General features: G+C 68.7%; 15 protein-coding genes. 1 reads left to right on the forward strand and 14 read right to left on the reverse strand.

Going from position 1 to position 19,666, the window contains the following annotated elements; all coding sequences use genetic code 11:
- Positions 1 to 10: 10 nt before the first annotated feature.
- Positions 11 to 1,165 carry a right-handed parallel beta-helix repeat-containing protein gene (locus GAS53_RS24385; protein ID WP_151479835.1) on the reverse strand — a complete coding sequence of 385 codons (1,155 nt, stop codon included), beginning with the start codon at positions 1,163 to 1,165 and terminating at the stop codon, positions 11 to 13.
- Positions 1,166 to 1,408: 243 nt separating this feature from the next.
- Here GAS53_RS24385 and GAS53_RS24390 point away from each other — a divergent pair, with 243 nt between their 5' ends.
- Complete coding sequence (locus tag GAS53_RS24390) at positions 1,409 to 3,634, forward strand: family 43 glycosylhydrolase (RefSeq protein WP_151479836.1); 2,226 nt, start codon at positions 1,409 to 1,411, stop codon at positions 3,632 to 3,634.
- A 23-nt stretch (positions 3,635 to 3,657) separates the two neighbouring features.
- On the opposite strand, the gene GAS53_RS24395 is transcribed toward GAS53_RS24390, so the two are convergent.
- From GAS53_RS24395 to GAS53_RS24455, 13 genes are all read right to left on the reverse strand, one after another.
- On the reverse strand, positions 3,658 to 4,866 hold the full coding sequence (locus GAS53_RS24395) for a dienelactone hydrolase family protein (RefSeq protein ID WP_151479837.1): 1,209 nt from the start codon (positions 4,864 to 4,866) through the stop codon (positions 3,658 to 3,660).
- Complete coding sequence (locus GAS53_RS24400; RefSeq protein ID WP_151479838.1) at positions 4,853 to 5,884, reverse strand: pectinesterase family protein; 1,032 nt, start codon at positions 5,882 to 5,884, stop codon at positions 4,853 to 4,855. Before GAS53_RS24400 ends, GAS53_RS24395 begins: the two co-directional genes overlap by 14 nt.
- A 1-nt stretch (position 5,885) precedes the next feature.
- The gene (locus tag GAS53_RS24405) at positions 5,886 to 7,004 is read right to left on the reverse strand and encodes a pectinesterase family protein (protein WP_151479839.1); all 1,119 of its coding nucleotides are present in this window, start codon (positions 7,002 to 7,004) and stop codon (positions 5,886 to 5,888) included.
- On the reverse strand, positions 7,004 to 8,308 hold the full coding sequence (locus tag GAS53_RS24410; RefSeq protein WP_151479840.1) for a pectate lyase family protein: 1,305 nt from the start codon (positions 8,306 to 8,308) through the stop codon (positions 7,004 to 7,006). The genes GAS53_RS24405 and GAS53_RS24410 overlap by 1 nt, the downstream gene beginning before the upstream one ends.
- Before the next feature lie 117 nt (positions 8,309 to 8,425).
- Positions 8,426 to 9,223: a rhamnogalacturonan acetylesterase gene (locus tag GAS53_RS24415; RefSeq protein ID WP_151479841.1), complete on the reverse strand. Its 798-nt coding sequence runs from the start codon at positions 9,221 to 9,223 to the stop codon at positions 8,426 to 8,428.
- Positions 9,224 to 9,426: 203 nt separating this feature from the next.
- Entirely contained in the window at positions 9,427 to 10,788 is a 1,362-nt protein-coding gene (locus tag GAS53_RS24420) for an ABC transporter substrate-binding protein (RefSeq protein WP_151479842.1), read from the reverse strand.
- A 65-nt stretch (positions 10,789 to 10,853) separates the two neighbouring features.
- Complete coding sequence (locus GAS53_RS24425) at positions 10,854 to 12,851, reverse strand: pectinesterase family protein (protein WP_151479843.1); 1,998 nt, start codon at positions 12,849 to 12,851, stop codon at positions 10,854 to 10,856.
- 34 nt (positions 12,852 to 12,885) lie between these two features.
- Positions 12,886 to 14,436, reverse strand: coding sequence for a glycoside hydrolase family 43 protein (locus tag GAS53_RS24430; protein ID WP_151479844.1), 1,551 nt, complete (start codon positions 14,434 to 14,436; stop codon positions 12,886 to 12,888).
- Positions 14,433 to 15,275, reverse strand: a complete 843-nt coding sequence (locus tag GAS53_RS24435; protein WP_404829279.1) for a DUF6807 domain-containing protein — start codon at positions 15,273 to 15,275, stop codon at positions 14,433 to 14,435. The genes GAS53_RS24430 and GAS53_RS24435 overlap by 4 nt, the downstream gene beginning before the upstream one ends.
- Complete coding sequence (locus GAS53_RS24440; protein ID WP_151479845.1) at positions 15,275 to 16,462, reverse strand: Gfo/Idh/MocA family protein; 1,188 nt, start codon at positions 16,460 to 16,462, stop codon at positions 15,275 to 15,277. The genes GAS53_RS24435 and GAS53_RS24440 overlap by 1 nt, the downstream gene beginning before the upstream one ends.
- A gap of 38 nt (positions 16,463 to 16,500) precedes the next feature.
- Positions 16,501 to 17,835, reverse strand: coding sequence for a pectate lyase family protein (locus GAS53_RS24445; protein WP_151479846.1), 1,335 nt, complete (start codon positions 17,833 to 17,835; stop codon positions 16,501 to 16,503).
- A complete protein-coding gene (locus tag GAS53_RS24450) occupies positions 17,832 to 18,734 on the reverse strand; it encodes a carbohydrate ABC transporter permease (RefSeq protein WP_151479847.1) in 903 nt (300 codons plus the stop codon). Before GAS53_RS24450 ends, GAS53_RS24445 begins: the two co-directional genes overlap by 4 nt.
- A complete protein-coding gene (locus GAS53_RS24455; protein WP_151479848.1) occupies positions 18,731 to 19,666 on the reverse strand; it encodes a carbohydrate ABC transporter permease in 936 nt (311 codons plus the stop codon). The genes GAS53_RS24450 and GAS53_RS24455 overlap by 4 nt, the downstream gene beginning before the upstream one ends.

Below are 19,666 nucleotides of genomic sequence, written 5' to 3' on the forward strand. Positions count from 1 at the left end.
CGCCAAACAATCAGCCCATCCCCGAACCAATCGCGCCGGACCCCGTAGTCAAAAACGAGGTAACCGGCAACGCCCCGCCCCCCTGCCGCGAGGCACCGGCACTGGTGGCGTCCTTGGACTTGAAGGCCGGGGTCTTCACCCCGCTGTCCCAGTTGTTGGCCGCGGACACCGTGGAAGAGCCCAGCTTGGACAGCCCACCCCTGTTACTCACGGAGAGATTCCGCGCGAGCCGCGCCTTACCCGTGGCGAAGTAGAACCCGGACGAGGCATTGACATACGCGGTGTTCCGGTTCAACCGCATCGCACCGGTGTTGGAGTTCTCGGTGAAGCCGTGCAGCATGTTGTCCCACGCCGCGTTGTTGTTGACCGAGTGGGCGACCGACGCACCCCCGCCGCCGAGTTTGAACCCGTTGCCGTTGCCCTCGAAGGCACCGTCGTTCCAGCGGTTCTTGCCGTTCCCGTACGCCCAGGAGCGCTCGACGACGACCGGGCTGGAGAACTGCCACAGGTCGAGGCCGTCGTCGGAGTTGTTGTAGAGGCGAGCGCCGGCGATCCGGTTGCCGGTGCCGGAGCCGAACTTCACGGCGATGCCGTCGGCGTTCTGGCCGTGGCCCGCGGCGTCGTAGTTGCCGTAACTGTCCAGGTTCTGCACGAGGTTGTTCGTCGTGCCGTCACCGCGCAGGGTGAACCCGGAATCGCCGTTGTTCGCGGTGACCAGGTTCTTGAAGACGCCGCCGACGGACGAGGTGGCGACGAATCCCTGCGCCGGGGAGTTCTGCCAGATGATGTTCTGGACGGTCCAGTAGTCGCCGTAGATCCCGGCCAGCCAGGACCCGTCGGCGAGCTTCGACCCGTCGATCTTCACCTTCTCGCTGCCGTACGCCCGGAGCGTGATCCGGGCCGAACCCGTGCCGTTGGCCGTCGACTTGAGCGTCTTCGCCGGGTAGTACGTGCCGCCGCGCACCTGGATGACCGTGCCGGCCGCGGCGCCCTTGACCGCGGACTCCAGTTGCGCCGCGGTGGACACGGTCACCGTCGTGGCGGCCGCGCTCGCTCCGTCGGGCGCGAGGCCGAGGTAGACGCCGCCCGCCCCTGAGGCGACGACCACCGCCGCGGCGATGGAGAGGGTGCGGGTCCTGCGGTGGCGTCCGGTGCTGTGACGCACGGAGCGTTCCTTTCCTAGGCGGTGGGGACGAGAGACGGGGCCGGGGCCGCTTTCTTTTCCCGGCCCCGCCTCTGATCCCAGGTCGCCGCCTGTCCGGAAAAGGTTGCCGGACTCCCGCGAAACGAATCGAAACTTTCGCTCGGCCTGGTCCCGCGTTCACCGATTGACGCCCCGTCCGCCACTGGTGACACTCCGAGGGCGGTCCATCCCAACAGAATCCACCAGACCCCCACAGGATGTGTCATGCGCCCCCGCACTGTCGCCCGCACGCTCCTGATCCCGCTGTTCGCCCTCCTCCTGAGCCTGCTCACCGCCCCACCGAGCCCAGCCGCCGGGCCTGAAGCCCCACCCGGAGCACCCCACGTGACCAAGCAGAAGTACGCCGGCTACCTCTTCGCCTATTTCACCGGCGAGGGCACGGCGGACGGCGAGCAGATCCGCTACGCCCTCAGCCGCGGCAACGACCCGCTGCACTGGCGGGAGTTGAACGCCGGCAAACCGGTCCTCACCTCCACCATCGGTGAGAAGGGCCTGCGCGACCCGTTCGTGATCCGCTCCCCCGAGGGCGACAAGTTCTACATGATCGCGACCGATCTGCGCATGTACCAGAACTCCAGCGGTAGTTGGGACCAGGTCCAGCGCCACGGCAGCAAGTCCATCATGGTCTGGGAGTCCACCGACCTGGTCCACTGGACCGACCAGCGCCTAGTGAAGGTCTCCCCGGACAGCGCGGGCAACACCTGGGCGCCCGAGGCCTACTGGGACGACACGCTCGGTGAGTTCGTCGTCTTCTGGGCGTCCAAGCTGTACGCCGACGACGACCCGGACCACACGGGCTCGACGTACAACAAGATGCTGTACGCGACCACGAAGGACTTCCGCACCTTCAGCGAGCCGAAGGTCTGGAACGATCCCGGCTACTCGGTGATCGACTCAACGGTCGTGCAGCACAAGGGCACTTACTACCGCTACACGAAGGACGAGCGCGACCCCACCTCGTCCACCCCTTGCTCGAAGTTCATCACCGGGGAGAAGTCGACCTCGCTCACCGACACCTCGTACGACTTCGTGTCGGACTGCATCGGCAGCGGCTCGATCGACCGCGGCGAGGGCCCGACGGTCTTCAAGTCCAACACCGAGGAGAAGTGGTACCTCTTCATCGACGAGTACGGCGGCCGCGGCTACGTACCCTTCGAGACGACCGACCTCGACTCGGGCAAGTGGACGATGTCGAAGAACTACCAGCTGCCCGCGAGCCCGCGGCACGGCACGGTCATGCCAGTCACGCAGGAGGAGTACGACCGGCTGCTCGCCGCGTATCCGGAGAGCGGCACGTCGGTGACGGACGCGACGGCGAGCGGCCAGAAGGGATACGCGGTCGTCACCGAGGCCTCCTCGAAGGTCGTGCTGCCGATGCGGCCGGACGCCGATCTGTCGCGGCTCGCGCCGAAGGTGTGGGTCGGTGAGGGCGCCTCGGTGAGCCCGCGGTCCGGTACGCGGCGCGACTTCCGCAAGCCCCAGAAGTACAAGGTGACGGCCGCCGATGGCACGACCCGCACCTGGACGTTCGAGGCGGTGCCGACGCGCAGTCCGGTCCTGCCGGGGCTCTACGCCGACCCCGACATCCAGTACCTGGACGGCCGCTACTGGATCTATCCGACGACGGACGGCTTCCCCGGCTGGAGCGGCACCAAGTTCAAGGCCTTCTCGTCGAAGGACCTCGTCCACTGGAAGGACCACGGCGAGATCCTCGACCTGGGCCCCGACGTGTCGTGGGCGGACAAGAACGCCTGGGCCCCGGCGATCGCCGAGCGCGACGGCAAATACTACTTCTACTTCTGCGCGGAGCAGCAGATAGGCGTGGCGGTGGCCGACTCCCCCGCCGGACCCTTCAAGGACGCCCTCGGCAAACCCCTGGTGGCGAAGGGCGGTTCGCTGCAGGGCCAGATGATCGACCCGGCGGTCTTCACGGACGACGACGGCACGTCGTACCTGTACTGGGGCAACGGGCACGGCTATGTCGTCCCCCTGAACGACGACATGGTGTCGTTCGACGCGTCGAAGGTGAAGGACATCACCCCGGACAACTTCCGGGAGGGCGCCTTCGTGGTCAAGCGCAAGGGCACGTACTACTTCATGTGGTCCGAGGACGACACCCGCAGCGAGAACTACCACGTGGCGTACGCGACCGGTCCTTCCCCGCTCGGCCCGTGGACCAAGCGGGGCACGATCCTGTCCAAGCGCCCCGAGTACGGCATCAAGGGCACCGGCCACCACTCGGTGGTGAACACCCCCGGCACGGACGACTGGTACATGGTCTACCACCGGTTCGGCCTGAACGGGCCCGGCCGGGCGGGCGGGGACGGCACGCACCGGGAGACGACCATCGACCGCATGGAGTTCGCGCCGGACGGGACGATCAAGCCGGTGGTACCGACGCTGGAGTCGATCAGGCCGGTACGCAGGTAAGGGCAGTATCCGCAGCTTCACATTCACAGCACGGCGTCCAACCATCCGTAAACCTCGTCCTGCATACGTTCGTTGAAGACGTGGCCCAACTCGGGCCACGTCTTCAAACGCAACCGCGACTCGGCGCGGCAGTCGCGCCACACCGCGCGCATCTTGCCGTAAGCCACCCGCACCCCTTCCGGAGGAAACAGCGTGTCCAAGCCGCCGTTGAAGAACAGCAACGGCTTGGGCGCGGCGATGCTCGCCACGTCGGGGATGTCGAGGTGCCGGGCGAGCCCGGGGTGGAGCATGTGGTACGCCGACTGCCCGCGCAGCGTGTTGTTGCCGGGCACCATCATTTCCTTGAGCCCGGTCATCCAGCAGACGCTCGCAGCGGCCGCGATGTCGTCGCTGAGCGCGGCGGTCTGCCAGGCGCGGTAGGCGCCCATGGAGAACCCGAGGGCCGCGACGCGCCGCCGGTCCACCCGGTCGAGCCCGGCCAGGAAGCGGGCGGCACGCACGTCCTCGCGGGCCATGAGCCCGGCGAGCGAGGAGCCGAGGTTGTAGAAGTTGCTTGCCAGGGCCTGCTGTTGCTCGTAGGTGATGGGCCCTCGATCGCCCCAGCCGAGGGCGTCGAGGGCGAGTACGACGTATCCACGCCGGGCCAGTTCGTCTCCGACGAACCGCCCGCTGAAGTACCGGTCCGCCCAGGCCTGCGCGGAGGCGAGCCGCGCCTCGCCGTCGAACCAGGGCCTGACCAGCTTCTCCTTTCCGATGTCGAACTTGGCGCCGTGGTCGTGGAGCAGCAGGACGGCGGGGAAGGGGCCGGGGCCGTGCGGGGTGAGCAGGGCGCCGCGGACGCGGCTGTGGCGGGTGAGGTCGAGAGTCACCAACTCCCTTGTGCAGCCGTCGGTTTCGTCACGGTCGCCGAACGCGGGGGCGTACGGGCTGTCGTCTGCGGGGACGACGAGATACTCCTCGACCGTGGCCCGGGCGGCGCGGCGCCAGGTCCGGAAGTCGCGGATGGGTGACCTGCCCCAGGCGAGGGGGAAGTCGAGCTCGTCCTTGAGTGCGGGGTAGAAGTCGGGGAGGTTGCCCTCCACGATCCCGGTGGCGGAGGGGGCCGGCACGGCGGCGTGCGCCGTCCCCGCCCCCGCTCCGATTCCTGCCCCCGCTGCCGCTCCGGTGAACAGTGCCGCCCCGGCCCCGGCCACGAACTCCCGCCTCCCCACCGGGAGTTCAGCCTCCTCCATAGGGCCTCCAGTCCTCGAGGTACGTACGCCGCGTGTGCAGCGTCGCCTCGCTCTCATTCAGCTGCGGCCGGTTGTCGGGCACCGAAATCACCGCGCCCGGACCGGAGTTGGCGTACTCCCGGAAGCGCATCGTCTGCCATGGATACGCCTCGCGCATGTTGATGTACGGCGTCTGCGCGTCGATGCCCGGCCCCAGCCAGGTGTCCCGCACGACGAGCGACGGCCAGGCGGTCGTCTCGTACGAGGGCACCCACGGCCGGGCGATCTTGTACGCACCGTCCTCGGCCCCCGAGGTGACACGGCACCGCACGGCCAGGAAGCCGTACGGATTCGCGCGAGCCGTGGCCGGGGCGAACACCATGCCCTCGGGCTTGAAACTCACCTCCCGGTCGAGCGTATGGAAGTGGCACCGTTCGAAGACGGCCCGCGCCCGCCCGAAGACGAAGTCGACGTCACCCTCGATGTAGCAGTCGCGGTAGTACTGCCGGTCGAAGGCGGCGAGGGCGGTGGTGTCCGCGAACAGGGTGTCCTGATGGGCGAGGAGACGGACGCACTCGAAGAGCGAACGGTCCCCGGTGACGTACGCGGCCACGGCCTGCGTTCCCGTGATCTCCGGGTGGTCCGCGCGCAGCCAGTCGTTGGCGATCGTCAGCCCTCGTACGGTCAGTCCGGGCGCCGCCGAGGTGAAGGTGGCGGAGCCCGCGGTGCCGTAGGTGGTGCCGTCGGGTTTCTTCGTGCCGTTGGCGTTGTCGTAGACGATGACGGCGTCGCGCGGATCGCGGCCGACGCCGCGAAGTGTCAAGTCCCCTTTGTCAGCGGGGATGTTGACGACCTCGCGGTACGTCCCCGGGTGCACGACGATCGTCCAGCCCGGCCCGGTGACGGCGTCCACCGCCTCCTGGACGGAGTCTCCGGGACGAACGCGCAGCACACGCCGGCGCGCGTCCGCGAAGGCGGGGGTCGTACCGACGGCCACCAGGCCACCGGCGATCCCGGTGAGCAGAGTGCGCCGGCGCATCTCAGCACCCCTTCCACGGGGTCCAGTCGCCGAGGTACGCCTCGCGCGTGTGCGACTCGGCGTCGGCGGCCGTGAGTTGGGGCCGGTTCTCCGGGACGGTGATCGCGGCGCCCGGCCCCGTGTTGCGGTACTCGGCGAACCGCTGGTTCTGCCACGGGTGGCCGGACGACATGTTGGTGTACGGCGCCACCGCGTCGATCCCGGCGCCGAGGCGGGTCTCGCGCACGGTCAGCATGGGGCGGGCGGTGGTGTCCGAGCTGGGCACCCAGGGGCGGGCCAGCTTGTAGTAGGCGTCCGGGGCCTCGCTGGTCACGCGGCCGCGCGTCACCAGGTACCCGTGCGGGTTGGCGCCCGCGGTCGACGGCGCGAAGACGAAGCCGTACGGAGCCCCGGTCAGGTCCGTCCGCTTCAGGGTGTGGAAGTGGCAGTGCTCGTACACGGCGGTGGCCCGTCCGAACACGAAGTCCACGTCACCCTCGGCGTAGCAGTGCGCGAAGTACTGCCGGGCGAAGGTGCCGAGCGCCATCGAGTCGGCGTACAGCGTGTCCTGATGCCCCAGGAACCGGCAGCGGTGGAACGCCGACCGGTCGCCCTGCACCTTGATGGCGACGGCCTGGGTGCCGGTGATCTCGGGGTGGTCGGCGCGCAGCCAGTCGTTGGCGAAGGTGATGTGCCGGGCTGTGAACCCGTCGGCCTGCACGAGGGTGGTCGCCGAGCCGGTCGTGCCGTACGTGCCGCCGCCGGGCTTCGGGGTGCCGTTGGCGTTGTCGAACACGATCACGACGTCGCGCGGGTCCTCGGAGGCCCCGAGCCAGGTCATCTCCGTACGGGCGGCATTGACGGCGACCGTCTCCCGGTAGACGCCCGCCGCGATCACCAGCGTGTACCCGCTGCCGCTCGCGGCCGTCACGGCGGCCTGGACGGTGGTGAAGTCACCGGTGCCGCCCGCGTCCACGTACAGCGTCTGCTCGCGCAGCCGGGCCGACGGCGAGCCGTACCGCCCGAAGGGGGACCGCCCACGGGCGGCATGGGCATGCGGCGCCACCCCCAGCGCCAGCGCGGCTCCGACGCTCGCGACCACGAACGACCGTCTGCCGACCGCTGATTGACGGCCAGTCATCAGCAGACCTTTCCGGCACCCGCGCGGCCGCCGACGATGCCCGGCACGGCACGCGGCGAGTCGACCTTCGTCCGCAGGGTGGGCGTCCAGCCGGCGCCGGACTGGAGGGTCTCCCCAGGGATCTCGGCATTGTGGACGGCGATGAGATCGGTCAACTTCCCATTGACGTAGTTGTTCTCGGCGGTGAGCGGCGCCTCGCTCCACTTCTTCAGCGCCTTGCCGACGCTGGCGCCGGCCGGCAGCGAGAGGGCGTTGTCGCTGGCGTGGAGCTGCGAGGAGATACCGACACCGAAGATGTAGTAGTCGTCCTTCTGGTCCTCGGTCACCACGTAGTGGTTGTTGTAGACGTCGACCTGCCCGAACCGCACCCGCGGAGAGCGCTGGAGGATCCCGTCGAAGCGGTTGTGGTGCATGGTGACCTTGAGCTTGCCGGCGTCGATGGCGGCCAGGCCGTCGCCGTTCCCGATCAGCATGTTCTTGTCGTGGTCCTGGTAGCGGTTCCAGGACACGGTCACGTAGTTGGAGCCGCGCACGATGTCCGTCAGCCCGTCGTGCTGCTGGAAGACCTTGCCGAAGTAGACCGGCCGCTCGCTGTCGGGGTAGCGCCCGTCGGTGAACGTGTTGTGGTCGAGCCAGACGTGATCGGTGCCGTAGACGACCACGGCGTCGTACTCGGAGTTCCAGTTGCCGGTGTTGTTGTCGTCGGTCGGGTCCCACTTCGGGAAGCAGTCGAGCGGGGCCTCGATGGTGAGGTTGCGCATGATGACGTTCGAGACGCCCTTGATCTGGAGGCTGCCGCCGAGGATGCCGGACTTCTTGCCGACGCCGACGATGGTGGTGTTGCTGGGAACGTTGGCCTTGATGGCCGTGTCCTGGTTGGCGGCGGACGCGACCCGCGCATCCTCCTGCGGACCGCTGGCGGGCCTGTCGTTGCCCCAGACGGCCGGGTCGTAGTCCTTCAGGTACTGCTGGAGGTCGTACCCCCCGGCGACGAAGGCCTCGCACCCCTCGGACACGGCGTCGATCATCCCCTTGACCTTGATGATCTTGGGCGCGTCGCCACCGGCCTCCAGCGCGGCCTTGAACTCCGCCCAGGTGGTGACGGTGTACACGTGCTCAGCATCGGCGGCGGCACCACCGGTGGTACCGGCACCCTCGGATCCCCAGCCGTCACCGGCGGCGAGGGTTTCGCGGCCGAGGTCGCGACCCTGGGCCTGAGCGACGGTACCGGTGCCGGCGAGAACGAGAGCGGTACATCCAATTACAGATGTCATGACATGGGCATGCCATATACGGGTACGCATGAGTGAAGGGTTCCTTCCAAACAGAGACGGGGACAGGCGCGCCCTTAAGGGGCGCGGGGAACTGCGCGACAAGCCACAACGGACCGGCAGTCGCAAACGGGCCTTACAGACCGAGCTCTAGAGCCAGGTGATCCATGACTCGGGGATCTCGTCATCCAGACGACGCACATCCCGATGAGAGAGCACCCGACGACGCAACAACTCCCCAGCCACCAGCCGAGCCACAGCAATGGCCCCCGGCGGATTGAAGTGCGTGTTGTCCTGCTCGGTGGCAGTCCAGTTGAAGTACTTCTTGGTCTCCTCGACGCCAAGCTTCTGCCAGAGCGCGATCGACAGCGCCTGAACATCGAGCAGCGCCACGCCCTCCTTCTCGGCGAGGGCCCGCATCGACGCCGGATAGTCGCCGTGCGTGGGCACGGCAACCCCGTCGGCGTCGAACTTCCTGCGCTCCACGGAGGTGGCGAGCACCGGCCGGGCGCCACGGGCCCGCGCTCCGTCGATGTACTGGCGGAGGTAGTCCTGGTACGTCGTCCAGGGCTCGGTGTACCGCGTGGGGTCGGCGGATTTCGAGTCGTTGTGGCCGAACTGGATCAGCAGGAAGTCGCCGGGCCGGATCGTCGCGAGGATGGCATCGAGACGCCCCTCATCGATGAAGCTCTTCGAACTCCGGCCGTTCACCGCATGGTTGGCGACGCTCAGCCGCTCATGGAGAAAGAACGGAAGCGTCATACCCCAGCCGGTCTCGGGCGCGGCAGCGGCATACTTCTGGGCGGCGGTGGAATCACCGGCGATATAGAGCGTGCGCCCACGCGGACGCCCCTGCGGGGCGGCGGCAGTGGCGGGCCCCGTCGCCGCGACGGCGAGGGGAACGGCGGCGAGTGCCGCGGTGGTGACCTGTCTGCGGGTGAGTGACACGACGGTGTGCCTTTCGGGCCAGGGAATTGCGCGATTGGTGCAGGAGGTGGTGCCTTTCGCAGTGGGGGGTTCTGCGTGGGGGCAGCCCTTTCAGGCACGGCGGAGCCGGAGGTCGCCCCGCCAGGGGCGCGGGGAACTGCGCGACCAGCCACATCGGACCCGCAGTTCACCCGCGCCCTTGCCCATGGAACGCTCGAGAAGGGTCAGCCCTTCTGCTCGTTCCACTCGGCCTGAGCGGTGTTGAGCTGGTCGGCAAGCGTGTCCAGGAAGTCCTTGGCACTCATCGACCCGTTCATGACCTTCTGGAACGCGGGCTCGTTGTCGGTCTTGGAGACGGTGTTCCAGTCCGGCAGGTAGTACGGCAGCTGAACGATGGTCGTGGAACCGTCACTGAGCGCCTCAGCCGCGAGCTTGGTCGGCTCGGCCTCGGAAACCCACGCGTCCTTCGCGGCATCGGTGTTCGCCGGCACCTGCCCCGCCGACTCGTTGAACTTGGAGTTCTCCGCCTTCGACGTGGCGAACTCGATGAACTTCCAGGCGGCTTCCTTGTTCTTGGAACTCTTGAACAGCCCGAGCCCGTCGACGGGGTTGGACACCTGGACCCGCTTGCCACCGGCGCCGATCGGCTGCGGAATACCCCGGAACTTGTCCGTCCCGAACGCCTTCACATGGTCCTGGTAGGAGCCGAGGTTGTGGTTCAGCATCCCGATCGTGCCGGAGTCCCACTGGGCGACCATCTTGGTGAAGTCGTTGTTGAGGTCGGCGGCCGGGGTGACCTTCTTGAAGAGGCCGACGTACTTCTCCAGGGCCTCCACGTTCTTCGGGTCGTTGACCGTGGTCTTCTCACCGCTGGAGTCCCAGAACGACGTGATGCCGGACTGCCCGTACATCGCGTCCAGCGCCTGGGCGATGGAGCCGGCGCCACCGCGGATGGTGTAGCCGAACTCGTTCTTGTCCTTGTCGGTGAGCTTCTCCGCGGCCTCGTAGAACTTGTCCCAGGTGGTCGGCTCGTCCAGGCCCGCCTTCTTGAACAGGTCGGTGCGGTAGTAGAGGACACCGTTGTTGGCGGAGGTCGGTATCGAGTACAGCTTGTCGTCGTCGCCGCCCGCGGACTTCAGCGACTTGACCATGTCCTCGTTGAGCTTGCCGTTCAGGGAGGACTTGCCGAGACGGTCGTCCAGCGGCTCCAGCGCGTTCTGGGCGGCGAAACCGGCGAGCATCGCCGCGCCGGCGCCGCCGACGTCCGGCAGACCGCCGGCCTGGATGGAGTTGTCGACCTTGGACTGGTACTCGGTGGCGGCGATCGGGACGTACTTGACGTCGATGTCCGGGTTCGCCTTCTCGAAGTCGGCGATGATCTCCTTCCAGATGTCGGTGCGGACACCGCCGTTGTTGTCCCAGAAGACGATCTCGCCCTTGCCGCTGCCCTCTTCACCCTTGTCACCCGCCGACCCGCTGCCGTCGTCACCACAGGCGGTGGCGGTCAGCGCGAGCACGGCACTCACGGCGACCGCTGCGGCGGAGCGGCGCGCTCCTCTACTGCTCCTGCGAATACTGCTCTTCATGATCGGCTCTCTTCTTCTGGATCCAACGAGGGTTGTGTCGCTGTGAAGTTGTGAAGCTGTGGGGGTCAGTGGCGGGCGTGGGGTGCCCAGTCGTCGGTCCCGGCGAGGTAGTCGGAGACCGTGTGCGTGGCCGCGTCGGTGTCCGGCAGCTGCGGCCGGTCGGCGGTGACCGCGGCGCCGGGGCCGTACGTGCGGTACTCGGTGAAGCGCGCGTCCTTCCACGAGAAGCCGCTCATGTCGGTCCACGGCGAGGACTTGATCGCGGCGGGCAACTCGGTGTCGCGGAAGAGGACTTGGGCGATGGCGTTCGGCTCGCCGCCCGGGTGCCAGGGCCGGCCGAGGTGGAAGGTCCCGGCGGGCGCGTCGCTGACGACCTTCGACTTGGTGATGAGGAACCCGTACGGGTTGTCCTTCCAGGTCGAGGCGGCCGTGATGTAGCCGTTGTTGGTCGCCGAACCGCGGCTCAGAGCCTTGATCACAGAGCGCTCGATGACGGTGGTCGCGCGTCCGTAGATGAAGTCGACGTCGCCCTCGATGTACGAGTCGCGGACGTAGACCCGGCTGATCACGTCCAGCTTGGGGCTGTCGGTCATCAGGGTGTCCTGGTTGCCCAGGAAGGCCGTGTCCTCGAAGACGATCCGGTCGCCGACCGTCTTCATGGCGAGGGCCTGCTCGCCGTTCAGTTCGTGCGCGGCCTCGTCGAAGTCGTTGCTGAAGGTGAGGTTGCGCGCGGTGACATCACTGGCGGCGATCCGCACGGTGGCGCTCCCGTTGGAGCCGCCGTTGGCCGCGGGCGTGTCGAAGACGATGACGGTGTCGGAGCGGTCCTGTCCAGTCCCCTGCAGCACCAGGTTCGGCTTGCTCGCCGGAATGCGGACCTGCTCGCGGTACGTCCCGGGCGCGATCCGGATCGTGATCGTGCCGTCGTTGCCGTCGGGCACGGCGTCGACCGCGGCCTGCACGGTCGGGTGGTCGGCGGGCACGTTCAGGACGGTGTTCGTGCCGAGCTGCTTCTGCGGCCCGGAGAACTTCGACACGAGCGCGGGGACGGCGGCGGCCGGGTCCGGCCGGTAGGCGTAGAAGTCCCGCGGATCGAAGGCCGCGCCCCACGCCTCGTGCCGCCCTGTGGTGTTCTTCAGGATCGAGCCGCGCTGCACCAACTCAGCGGTGGCGTCCGCCTGGTAGGGGTGCTGGACGTCCTTGTAGTAGCTGTTCTCGATGACCATCTTGGTTTGTCCGCGCGACCAGTTGCCGTACGTCCACACCGGGTCGCCGGGGTCCGTCTGCGCGGTCAGGTAGTTGTTGTAGAGGTGTGCGTAGGCGCAGTTGTCGGCGGACGGGTTGCGCTGCTTCGTCCCGCTGAACCAGTTGTGGTCGATGGTGATCTGCGTCTTGACGTTCGGTGTCCAGCCGATGCCGAAGGTCTTGTTGTTGTTCTCGAAGCGGTTGTAGGAGACGGTGACGTACTCGCTGTCCTTGCGGACGTCGAGCTGCCCGTCGCAGATCCGCGAGAAGCGGTTGTGGTCGACCCAGACGTGGTGGACGGTGTCCATCTGGATGCCGTCGAAGTCGGTGTCCTTGCAGTCCCAGTTGCCCTCGACGTACGAGTCGCGGATCGTCAGATTGCGGATGATCACGTTGTGGGTGCCGGGGTTGAGATGCAGCTCGCCCTGGACGAGCTCCCCCGCGGTGCCCACGCCGATGATGGTCTTGTCCGAGGCCACGACGACGTTCGCGCCGAACGGCTCGGCCTTGATCGTCCCGGCGACCCGGATGACGTACGGCTCCTCGGCGGCGGCGTACTTCTCCAGGTCGGCCTGGGTGGTGACGGTGACGACCTTGCCGCCGGCGCCTCCCGTCGTACCGCCGTCGAGGGAGGCGAATCCGTGGGCCTTGTCGGTCCAGCGGGGCGCCGACGTGCCACCGGTTGCCGCCTCGGTCGCGGCGTCGGCCGGGGTGATGGCCCCCAGCCCCAGTGAGGCCACCAGTGCGGTGACCGTGACCAGGGCTCGGCCGAGGCCGGGACCCGGTCTCGGCAAGCGCTTGCTTCGGAGGTGCGTCATTGCGGCTCCCAACAGGCTTACAGGGGTGGTGACTTCAGGCGTCGGGCACGGTGATGCGGAACTGCGTGAACGTGGCCGCCCCGGCGTGTCCACCGCCGGTCGGCGCGAGCGCGAAGAGGCCGAGCAGGGCGCCGACCCAGCGCCAGGGAGTGGCGGCGAAGACCGGCCCCGAGGGCTGCCGTCCGTCACCGATGTCGGACGAGAAGCGGCAGCGCGCCCCGGCGCCGATCTCGATCCGCAGCAGCGCCCGTCCCTCGGGGGCCATCCGCGGATGGGCGGCGTCCCGCTCCCGCTCGGCCACGGACTCGGCGAACCGGTGCACGAGGTGGACCGTCCCGTCGGCCCCCCGTTCGAGCCCGATCCAGCTGAACGCGTCGCCGAGGACGGCGAGTCCGGCCCGCGCGCCCGGTTCCTCGGCGTCGAGCCGCAGTTCGACCTCGACGGTGCAAGTAGTCCCGGGCAGCCGTTGCGTGAGCACGTTCGGCAGCTTGCGCAGATCGTGCGCGTCGGCTGTCCGTACGCAGGTCAGGCGCAGTCCGTCGCCGGAGTGCTGGGTCGCCCAGCCGTCCTGCGGGTTGGCGGTCCACTGCCACTGACGCCCGAACCGTCCGCCGGGGAAGTCGTCGTCGGTGGCGGGCGCGGACAGCGGCTGCCGCGGCAGGTCGGGCTTCTTGTGTACGGCGACGGGGGTGCCCTCGTCGCCGAGTACGGGCCAGCCGTCCGTGCCCCAGCGCATCGGCTGGAGGTGGACGACCCTCCCGTACGCGCCCTTCTCCTGGAAGTGCGCGAACCAGTACTCGCCGGACGGGGTGCGTACCCAGCCGCCCTGGTGGGGGCCGTTGACGTCGGTGTCACCCTGCTCCAGGACGACCCTTTCCTCGTACGGTCCGAAGAAGTCACGGGAGCGGAAGGCGCCCTGCCAGCCGGTCTCGACTCCGCCGGCCGGGGCGAAGATCCAGAACCAGCCGTCGTGCCGGTACAGCTTCGGTCCTTCGAGGGTGAACCAGCCGGGGATGCGGTCGCCGTCGACGATCAGCTTGCCGTCGTCGAGCAGACCGGTCGCGTCGGGCCGCATCCGGTGGCCGGTGAGCCGGTTCTTGACGCCGGAGCGTGACTTGGCCCAGGCGTGCACGAGATACGCCTCGCCGGTCTCCTCGTCCCACAGCGGGCAGGCGTCGATGAGTCCCTTGCCCGCCTTGATCAGGTGGGGGCGGGTCCAAGGGCCGCGTATCTCGGGGGCGTTGATCTGGAAGACGCCGTGGTCGGGGTCGCCCCAGAAGATCCAGAAGCGGTCGTCGTGGTGGCGCAACGACGGTGCCCAGACACCGCAGTCGTGCCGTGGCTTCCTGAACTCGGCTCCGGGCTCCAGGAGTTGGAGTGCATGTCCGACCAGCGTCCAGTTGACCAGGTCGCGGGAGTGCAGCAGCGGCAGGCCCGGGGCGCGGCCGAAGCTGGAGGCCGTCATGTAGTAGTCGTCGCCGACGCGGATGAGGTCGGGGTCGGACCAGTCGGCGTTCAGGACCGGGTTGCGGTACGTGCCGTCGCCGAGGTCGGAGGTGAAGTCGGGTGCGCTCTGGGCGGTCATGGGCTCACCGCCTTGCGGACGAGGGCGGCGGCTTCGCCCCGGTCGAGGCGGCCGTCGGCGACGACGGTGATGACTCGGCGTACGACGGTCTCGCCGGCCGGGACCGGCAGCCGTTCCTCGTGGGCGAGGGACGAGCCGACGCCCGGGTACTCGGCGGTGCGGACGAACCACGGGTCGCGGCGGGTCTGTTCGGTGGCCCCGGCGAACACGAGCGTCCAGGTGGCGCCCGCGAGGGCGAGCCAGTCGGCCCGTGCGCCGTGCACGGCATCTTCGCCCTCGGTGCCTGCGGTGAACACAGCGGGTGTCTCGGCCTCCTTGCGGGCTCGCCAGAAGAAGCCGCCGTAGGCCGCGCCGGGGCGGCCGTTGGTCGCCGGGCTGCCGATCGAGAGGAGCCCGTCGGTCGTGTTGGTGAGCGAGAAGGTGAAGTCCAACGCCCAGGCGGTGTCGGTGAGTTCGGTGGCCGCGACGGTACGCCGCTCGCGCAGCAGCTCGCTGCCCGCGGCGACCCAGCGCAGCTCCTCCACGAAACCGTCGGGGTCACTCAGCTGGAACGAGGAGTGCCGCTGGGCGCCGTGGTTGTCCAGCTCGGTCGGGCCTTGGTCGCGTACATATGTGCGACCGCCCCAGAAGTTGTGCCCCTCGACGTCGGGAACGGCGACACCGACGCCGAGGTGATGGAGGTGGTCGGCGGGGCTGAGTTCGGTGACAGCCGTGCCGGCCAGGGTGGTGACCGGGTGGAAGTACGGGCGCGGCGACAGCTTCGGCGGCAGTTCGGGCCGGGTGATGTAACGGCCGACCGGACGGCCCGCGATGCGCAGGACCAGCGACTCGCTGTTCATCAGGTGCTCACCTCTTTCGGGAGCGCCCACGAGGCGCCCAGCTCGGAGTAGAGGGCGAGGGTGTCGGCGGCGGCCGCGACAAGTCCGTCGACTCCGCGCACGACCCGGCGGTTCTCGTCGGGCGCGAGGTACCAGGCGTCGTCGGGCAGCGCGACCGGGTCGGGTGCCTGCCGGATGGCCTCGACGACCTTCATGAAGGCGCCCGTCGAGTCCGGCGTGACCAGCAGGTCGGCCCGGCCTTCGAGGTGCTCGACGAGGTTCTCCAGCAGATCGGTCCTGCCGTACGAGATCTCCTCCGGGCCGTGTCCCGACCGCTGGACGAGGACGCGGTCCTGCTTGTACCAGAAGGTGATCCGGCCGCTGGTGCCGTGCACGAGGACGTACGGCTCGTCGGGGTGCTCGGCGCACAGGGTCGCGGCGACGGTGATCCGGCCGCCTGCCGCGGTGGTGACGCGGACGCAGGAGGTGTCGTCGGACTCGATGTCGTTGGCGCGCAGCAGCTCGGTCTCGATGTCGGTGACGTCCTCGGCGCGGATGGAGCCGTCGAGCGCGAGGGCGGTGGCGACGGCGTGTGCCAGGGGGTTGGTCAGCACGCCGTCGACGACGTCGACCCCGTTCAGCCGGCGCCGGCCGGCCCAGGGGGCGCGGCGGTAGTACTCCTCGGCGCGCGCCCAGGCCCCGGCCCCGCCGATGCCGTCGACCCGGCCGATCGCCCCCTGTGCGACCAGCTCCCGGATGGCGGGCACGGCGTGCGAGCCCAGCGACTGGAAGCCGACCTGGCAGACGACCCCGGCCGCCGCGACCCCGTCGGCCATGCGGCGGAACTCGGCGTACGAGGGCGCGGGCGGCTTCTCGAGCAGCAGGTGTACGCCCCTGGCGGCGGCCGTCAGCGCCAGGTCCGTATGGGTGGGGATCGGGGTGCAGATCACGGCGATCACGGCGCCGGTGGAGTCCAGCAGGGCACCGAAGTCGGCGGACTGCTCCGGGAGTTCACCGGACAAGGAGAAGGCGTCCAGCTCCTCCTCGGTGAGCGGGGTCAGCTCGCAGATCCCGGCCAGCCGTACCAGGCCCTTGTCCTGGAGACGCCGGATGTTGTCGAGGTGCCAGCGGCCGTGACCGCGGGCGCCCGCGAGGACGACGGGAAGGGGAGCGTCGTACGAGGTCATGGGCGCGGGGGAAGAAGTCATGGGCCCTATCGAAGCGGCCAGGGGCCCGGTGGCGGCGTTCATCGGATCCTCCCCGCTCCCGCGCCGCGCGCCACGTCACGGTCGGCCTTCGCGGCGCTGTCGACCGTGCCGTGCAGGGCGGGCGTCCAGCCGACGTCGGCGGTCAGGTCGCGTTCGCTGCCGGAGTTGTACGCGTTGTAGATGGCGAGCAGATCCACGGGGAAGCCGTTGAAGAGCGTCCCGGACTGGTGCAGGGCCGTGCCGTTCCAGCTCTTCACCAGGTCGGCGACCTCGATGTGGCCGGGCGTGGTGAAGGCGTTGTTCTCGGCGTGGACGGCCGACTCGGTGGAGACGCCGATCGAGTAGCGGTAGTCGTGGGCGTCGGCCGGGACGACGTACCGGTTGTTGTAGAGATGCACCTGCCCGAAGCGGACGCGCGGGGCGCGCTGGACGACGGACTCGAACTCGTTGTGGTGCAGGGTGACGCGGAGCTTGCCGCGGTCGCCGGTGGCCGTGTCGCCGTTGCCGATCAGCATCGCCTTGTCGTGGTCGGCGAACCGGCTCCAGGAGACGGTCACCAGGTCGGAGGCGTTGGTGATGTCCAGCAGGCCGTCGTGGCGCAGGTAGTTGCGGCCGAAGTAGGTCGGCTCGTCCTCGTCGGGGTGGCCCTTGTCGGAGGCCGTGACGTGGTCGATCCACACATGTGTGGCGCCGCGCAGCCACAGTGTGTCGTAGGCCGTCTTCCAGTCGCCGAGGCCGCCGGTGTTGGGCTGCCAGACGGGGAAGCAGTCGTAGGCGTCGCGGAGTTCGAGGTTGCGGACGATGACGTTGTCCGCGTTCCTGACCTGCAGGCTCGCGCCCTTCAGTACGGCGCTGTCGCCGAGTCCGACGATCGTGGTGTTGGAGCCGACGGCCAGCTCGACCCGTTCGGCCTGCTTGGCCGCGGACGCCTGACGGGCCTCCTCCTGCGGGCCGGCGGGCTTGGCGGAGCCCCAGGTGCGCGGGTCGTACGCGGCCAGGTACTTCTTGAGGCCGTAGCCGTCGATCGCGTAGTCGTCGCAGTCCAGCCGCTTGCCCGCGTCATCGGTGTTGGCGTCGATCGTCCCCGCGACCTTGATGATCTTCGGGGTCGCGCTGCCGCCGTCGAGCGCGCGGACCAGCTCGGCCCGGTTGCGCACGGTGAAGACGTGGGCGTCGTCTGCGGAGGAACCCCCTGTGGTACCTCCGTCGGCGGCGGCCCAGCCGTCGTTCGCGGGTAGGGTGTCGCGGCTGATGTCCCGGCTCTCGGCGTTCGCCGGGGCGCCGAGCGCGGCCAACAGCCCGCAGGCAAGGGCGACTTGGAGGACGCGGCGCCCTCTTCTCGTACGCGGCAGCAGAGTACGTACTCCTCTCATCCCTTCACCGCCCCCGCGCTGAAGCCCGTGATCAGCCACTTCTGGATGAAGGCGAAGACGATCACGACGGGCAGGGCCGCGATGATGCCGCCGGCGGCGAGCGCACCCAGGTCGACGCTGTCGGCGCTCATCAGGCTGTTGAGGCCGACGGGGATCGTCTGCTTCTCCTGGTTGCTGAGGAACATCAGGGCGAACAGGAAGTGGTTCCAGGAGTGCACGAAGGCGAAGGAGCCGACGGCGATCAGCCCGGGCCGCAGCATCGGCAGGACGATCACCCGGAAGGCGGTGAAGCGGTTGCAGCCGTCAACCCAGGCGGCCTCTTCCAGGGAGTACGGGACGTTCCGGATGAAGCCGCTGATCAGGATCATCGACAGCGGCAGCTGGAAGACGGTCTCGGCGATGATGACGCTGCCCAGCGAGTTGATCATCTGGAGCTCGGCGAAGATCTGGAACAGCGGCACCAGGAGCAGCGCGCCCGGTACGAACTGGGAGCAGAGCAGCGCCAGCATGAAGGCGCGCTTGATCTTGAAGTCGAAGCGGGCGAGGGCGTAGCCGCCGGCGAGCGCGACGAGCGTGGTCATGAAGAGCGTGGCGACGCCGACGTAGACGCTGTTCTCGAAGTACGTCCCGAAGCTGCGCTCGTTCCACACCTTCTCGAAGTGCTCGAAGGTCATGGGCCAGGGCACGAGCGAGGTCGAGCCGGGCCGGCGCAGGGCGAAGAGGACGATCCAGTAGAAGGGGATGAGCGTGAAGACGAGGTAGATGCCGAGCGGGAGGTAGATCTGCCAGCGCGGGGCCTCGTCCCAGGCGCGCTTCCGCTTCCTCGGGTGCTGTGGTGGCTCGTCGGCTACCGGGGCGGGCACGGCCGGGGCGATGGTGTCGACGTCCTTGGTGATCACTTGTCACCACCTCCGAACTTGCTCAGCCGCAGATAGACGATCGAGAAGAAGAGCAGGATCACGAACGCGACCGTGGTCAGGGCCGACGCGTAGCCGAAGTTGTGGGCATCTACAGAGGTGTTGGCGATGTAGAGCGGGAGTGTCGTCGTCTCCCCCGCCGGTCCGCCGCCGGTGAGTGTGTAGAGCAGGTCGACGTTGTTGAACTCCCACACCGCGCGGAGCAGCGTGGAGAGGATGATCGCGTCCTTGAGGTGCGGCAGCGTGATGTGCATGAACTGCCGGAAGCGGCTGGCTCCGTCGACCTCGGCGGCCTCGTACAGGTCCTTCGACACGGACTGGAGGTCGGCGAGGATGAGGATCGCGAAGAAGGGGACTCCGCGCCAGAGGTCCGCGACGATCGCCGCCGGGAAGACGGTCGAGGTGTCCGAGAGCCAGCTCGAGCCGTACTCCCCGATCCCCATGTCGGCGAGGTAGCGGCTGATGCCCGTCTGGGAGTTGTAGAGCAGCACCCAGATCGCGGAGGTGAGCACACCGGACACGGCCCACGGCGAGAAGACCATCGCGCGGCCGATCGACCGTCCCACGAAGGTCTGGTTGACGATCAGCGCGAGCGCCAGACCGAACATCAGCTGCAGCCCGACCTCGACGACGACCCACTTGGCGCTGAAGACCAGCGTGTCCCAGAACAGCGGGTCCTCGGTGAAGGCGTGCACGAAGTTGTCGAAGCCCGCGAAGCCGTTCCGCCACGGTTTGGTGGGGTTGTAGTCCTGCAGGCTGTAGTAGAAGACGCTGAGCACCGGGTAGGCGATGAAGCCCAGCATCAGCAGGCCCGCCGGGGCGATCAGCAGATACGGAAGCCTGCGGGGCGTAGCTGAGCCACGGCGCCGCCGGGGTGGCGCGGGCTGTTTCGCCACGGCTGCGGCTTGGGCCAT

Source organism: Streptomyces albicerus (assembly GCF_008905045.1).
Taxonomy (GTDB): domain Bacteria; phylum Actinomycetota; class Actinomycetes; order Streptomycetales; family Streptomycetaceae; genus Streptomyces; species Streptomyces albicerus.

Coding starts and splice junctions, on each gene's coding strand:
- GAS53_RS24390 (WP_151479836.1), top strand. CDS start 1,409: ATGCGCCCCCGCACTGTCGCCCGCACGCTCCTGATCCCGCTGTTCGCC.
- GAS53_RS24395 (WP_151479837.1), bottom strand. CDS start 4,866: ATGGAGGAGGCTGAACTCCCGGTGGGGAGGCGGGAGTTCGTGGCCGGG.
- GAS53_RS24400 (WP_151479838.1), bottom strand. CDS start 5,884: ATGCGCCGGCGCACTCTGCTCACCGGGATCGCCGGTGGCCTGGTGGCC.
- GAS53_RS24405 (WP_151479839.1), bottom strand. CDS start 7,004: ATGACTGGCCGTCAATCAGCGGTCGGCAGACGGTCGTTCGTGGTCGCG.
- GAS53_RS24410 (WP_151479840.1), bottom strand. CDS start 8,308: ATGCGTACCCGTATATGGCATGCCCATGTCATGACATCTGTAATTGGA.
- GAS53_RS24420 (WP_151479842.1), bottom strand. CDS start 10,788: ATGAAGAGCAGTATTCGCAGGAGCAGTAGAGGAGCGCGCCGCTCCGCC.
- GAS53_RS24425 (WP_151479843.1), bottom strand. CDS start 12,851: ATGACGCACCTCCGAAGCAAGCGCTTGCCGAGACCGGGTCCCGGCCTC.
- GAS53_RS24430 (WP_151479844.1), bottom strand. CDS start 14,436: ATGACCGCCCAGAGCGCACCCGACTTCACCTCCGACCTCGGCGACGGC.
- GAS53_RS24435 (WP_404829279.1), bottom strand. CDS start 15,275: ATGAACAGCGAGTCGCTGGTCCTGCGCATCGCGGGCCGTCCGGTCGGC.
- GAS53_RS24440 (WP_151479845.1), bottom strand. CDS start 16,462: ATGACTTCTTCCCCCGCGCCCATGACCTCGTACGACGCTCCCCTTCCC.
- GAS53_RS24445 (WP_151479846.1), bottom strand. CDS start 17,835: ATGAGAGGAGTACGTACTCTGCTGCCGCGTACGAGAAGAGGGCGCCGC.
- GAS53_RS24455 (WP_151479848.1), bottom strand. CDS start 19,666: ATGGCCCAAGCCGCAGCCGTGGCGAAACAGCCCGCGCCACCCCGGCGG.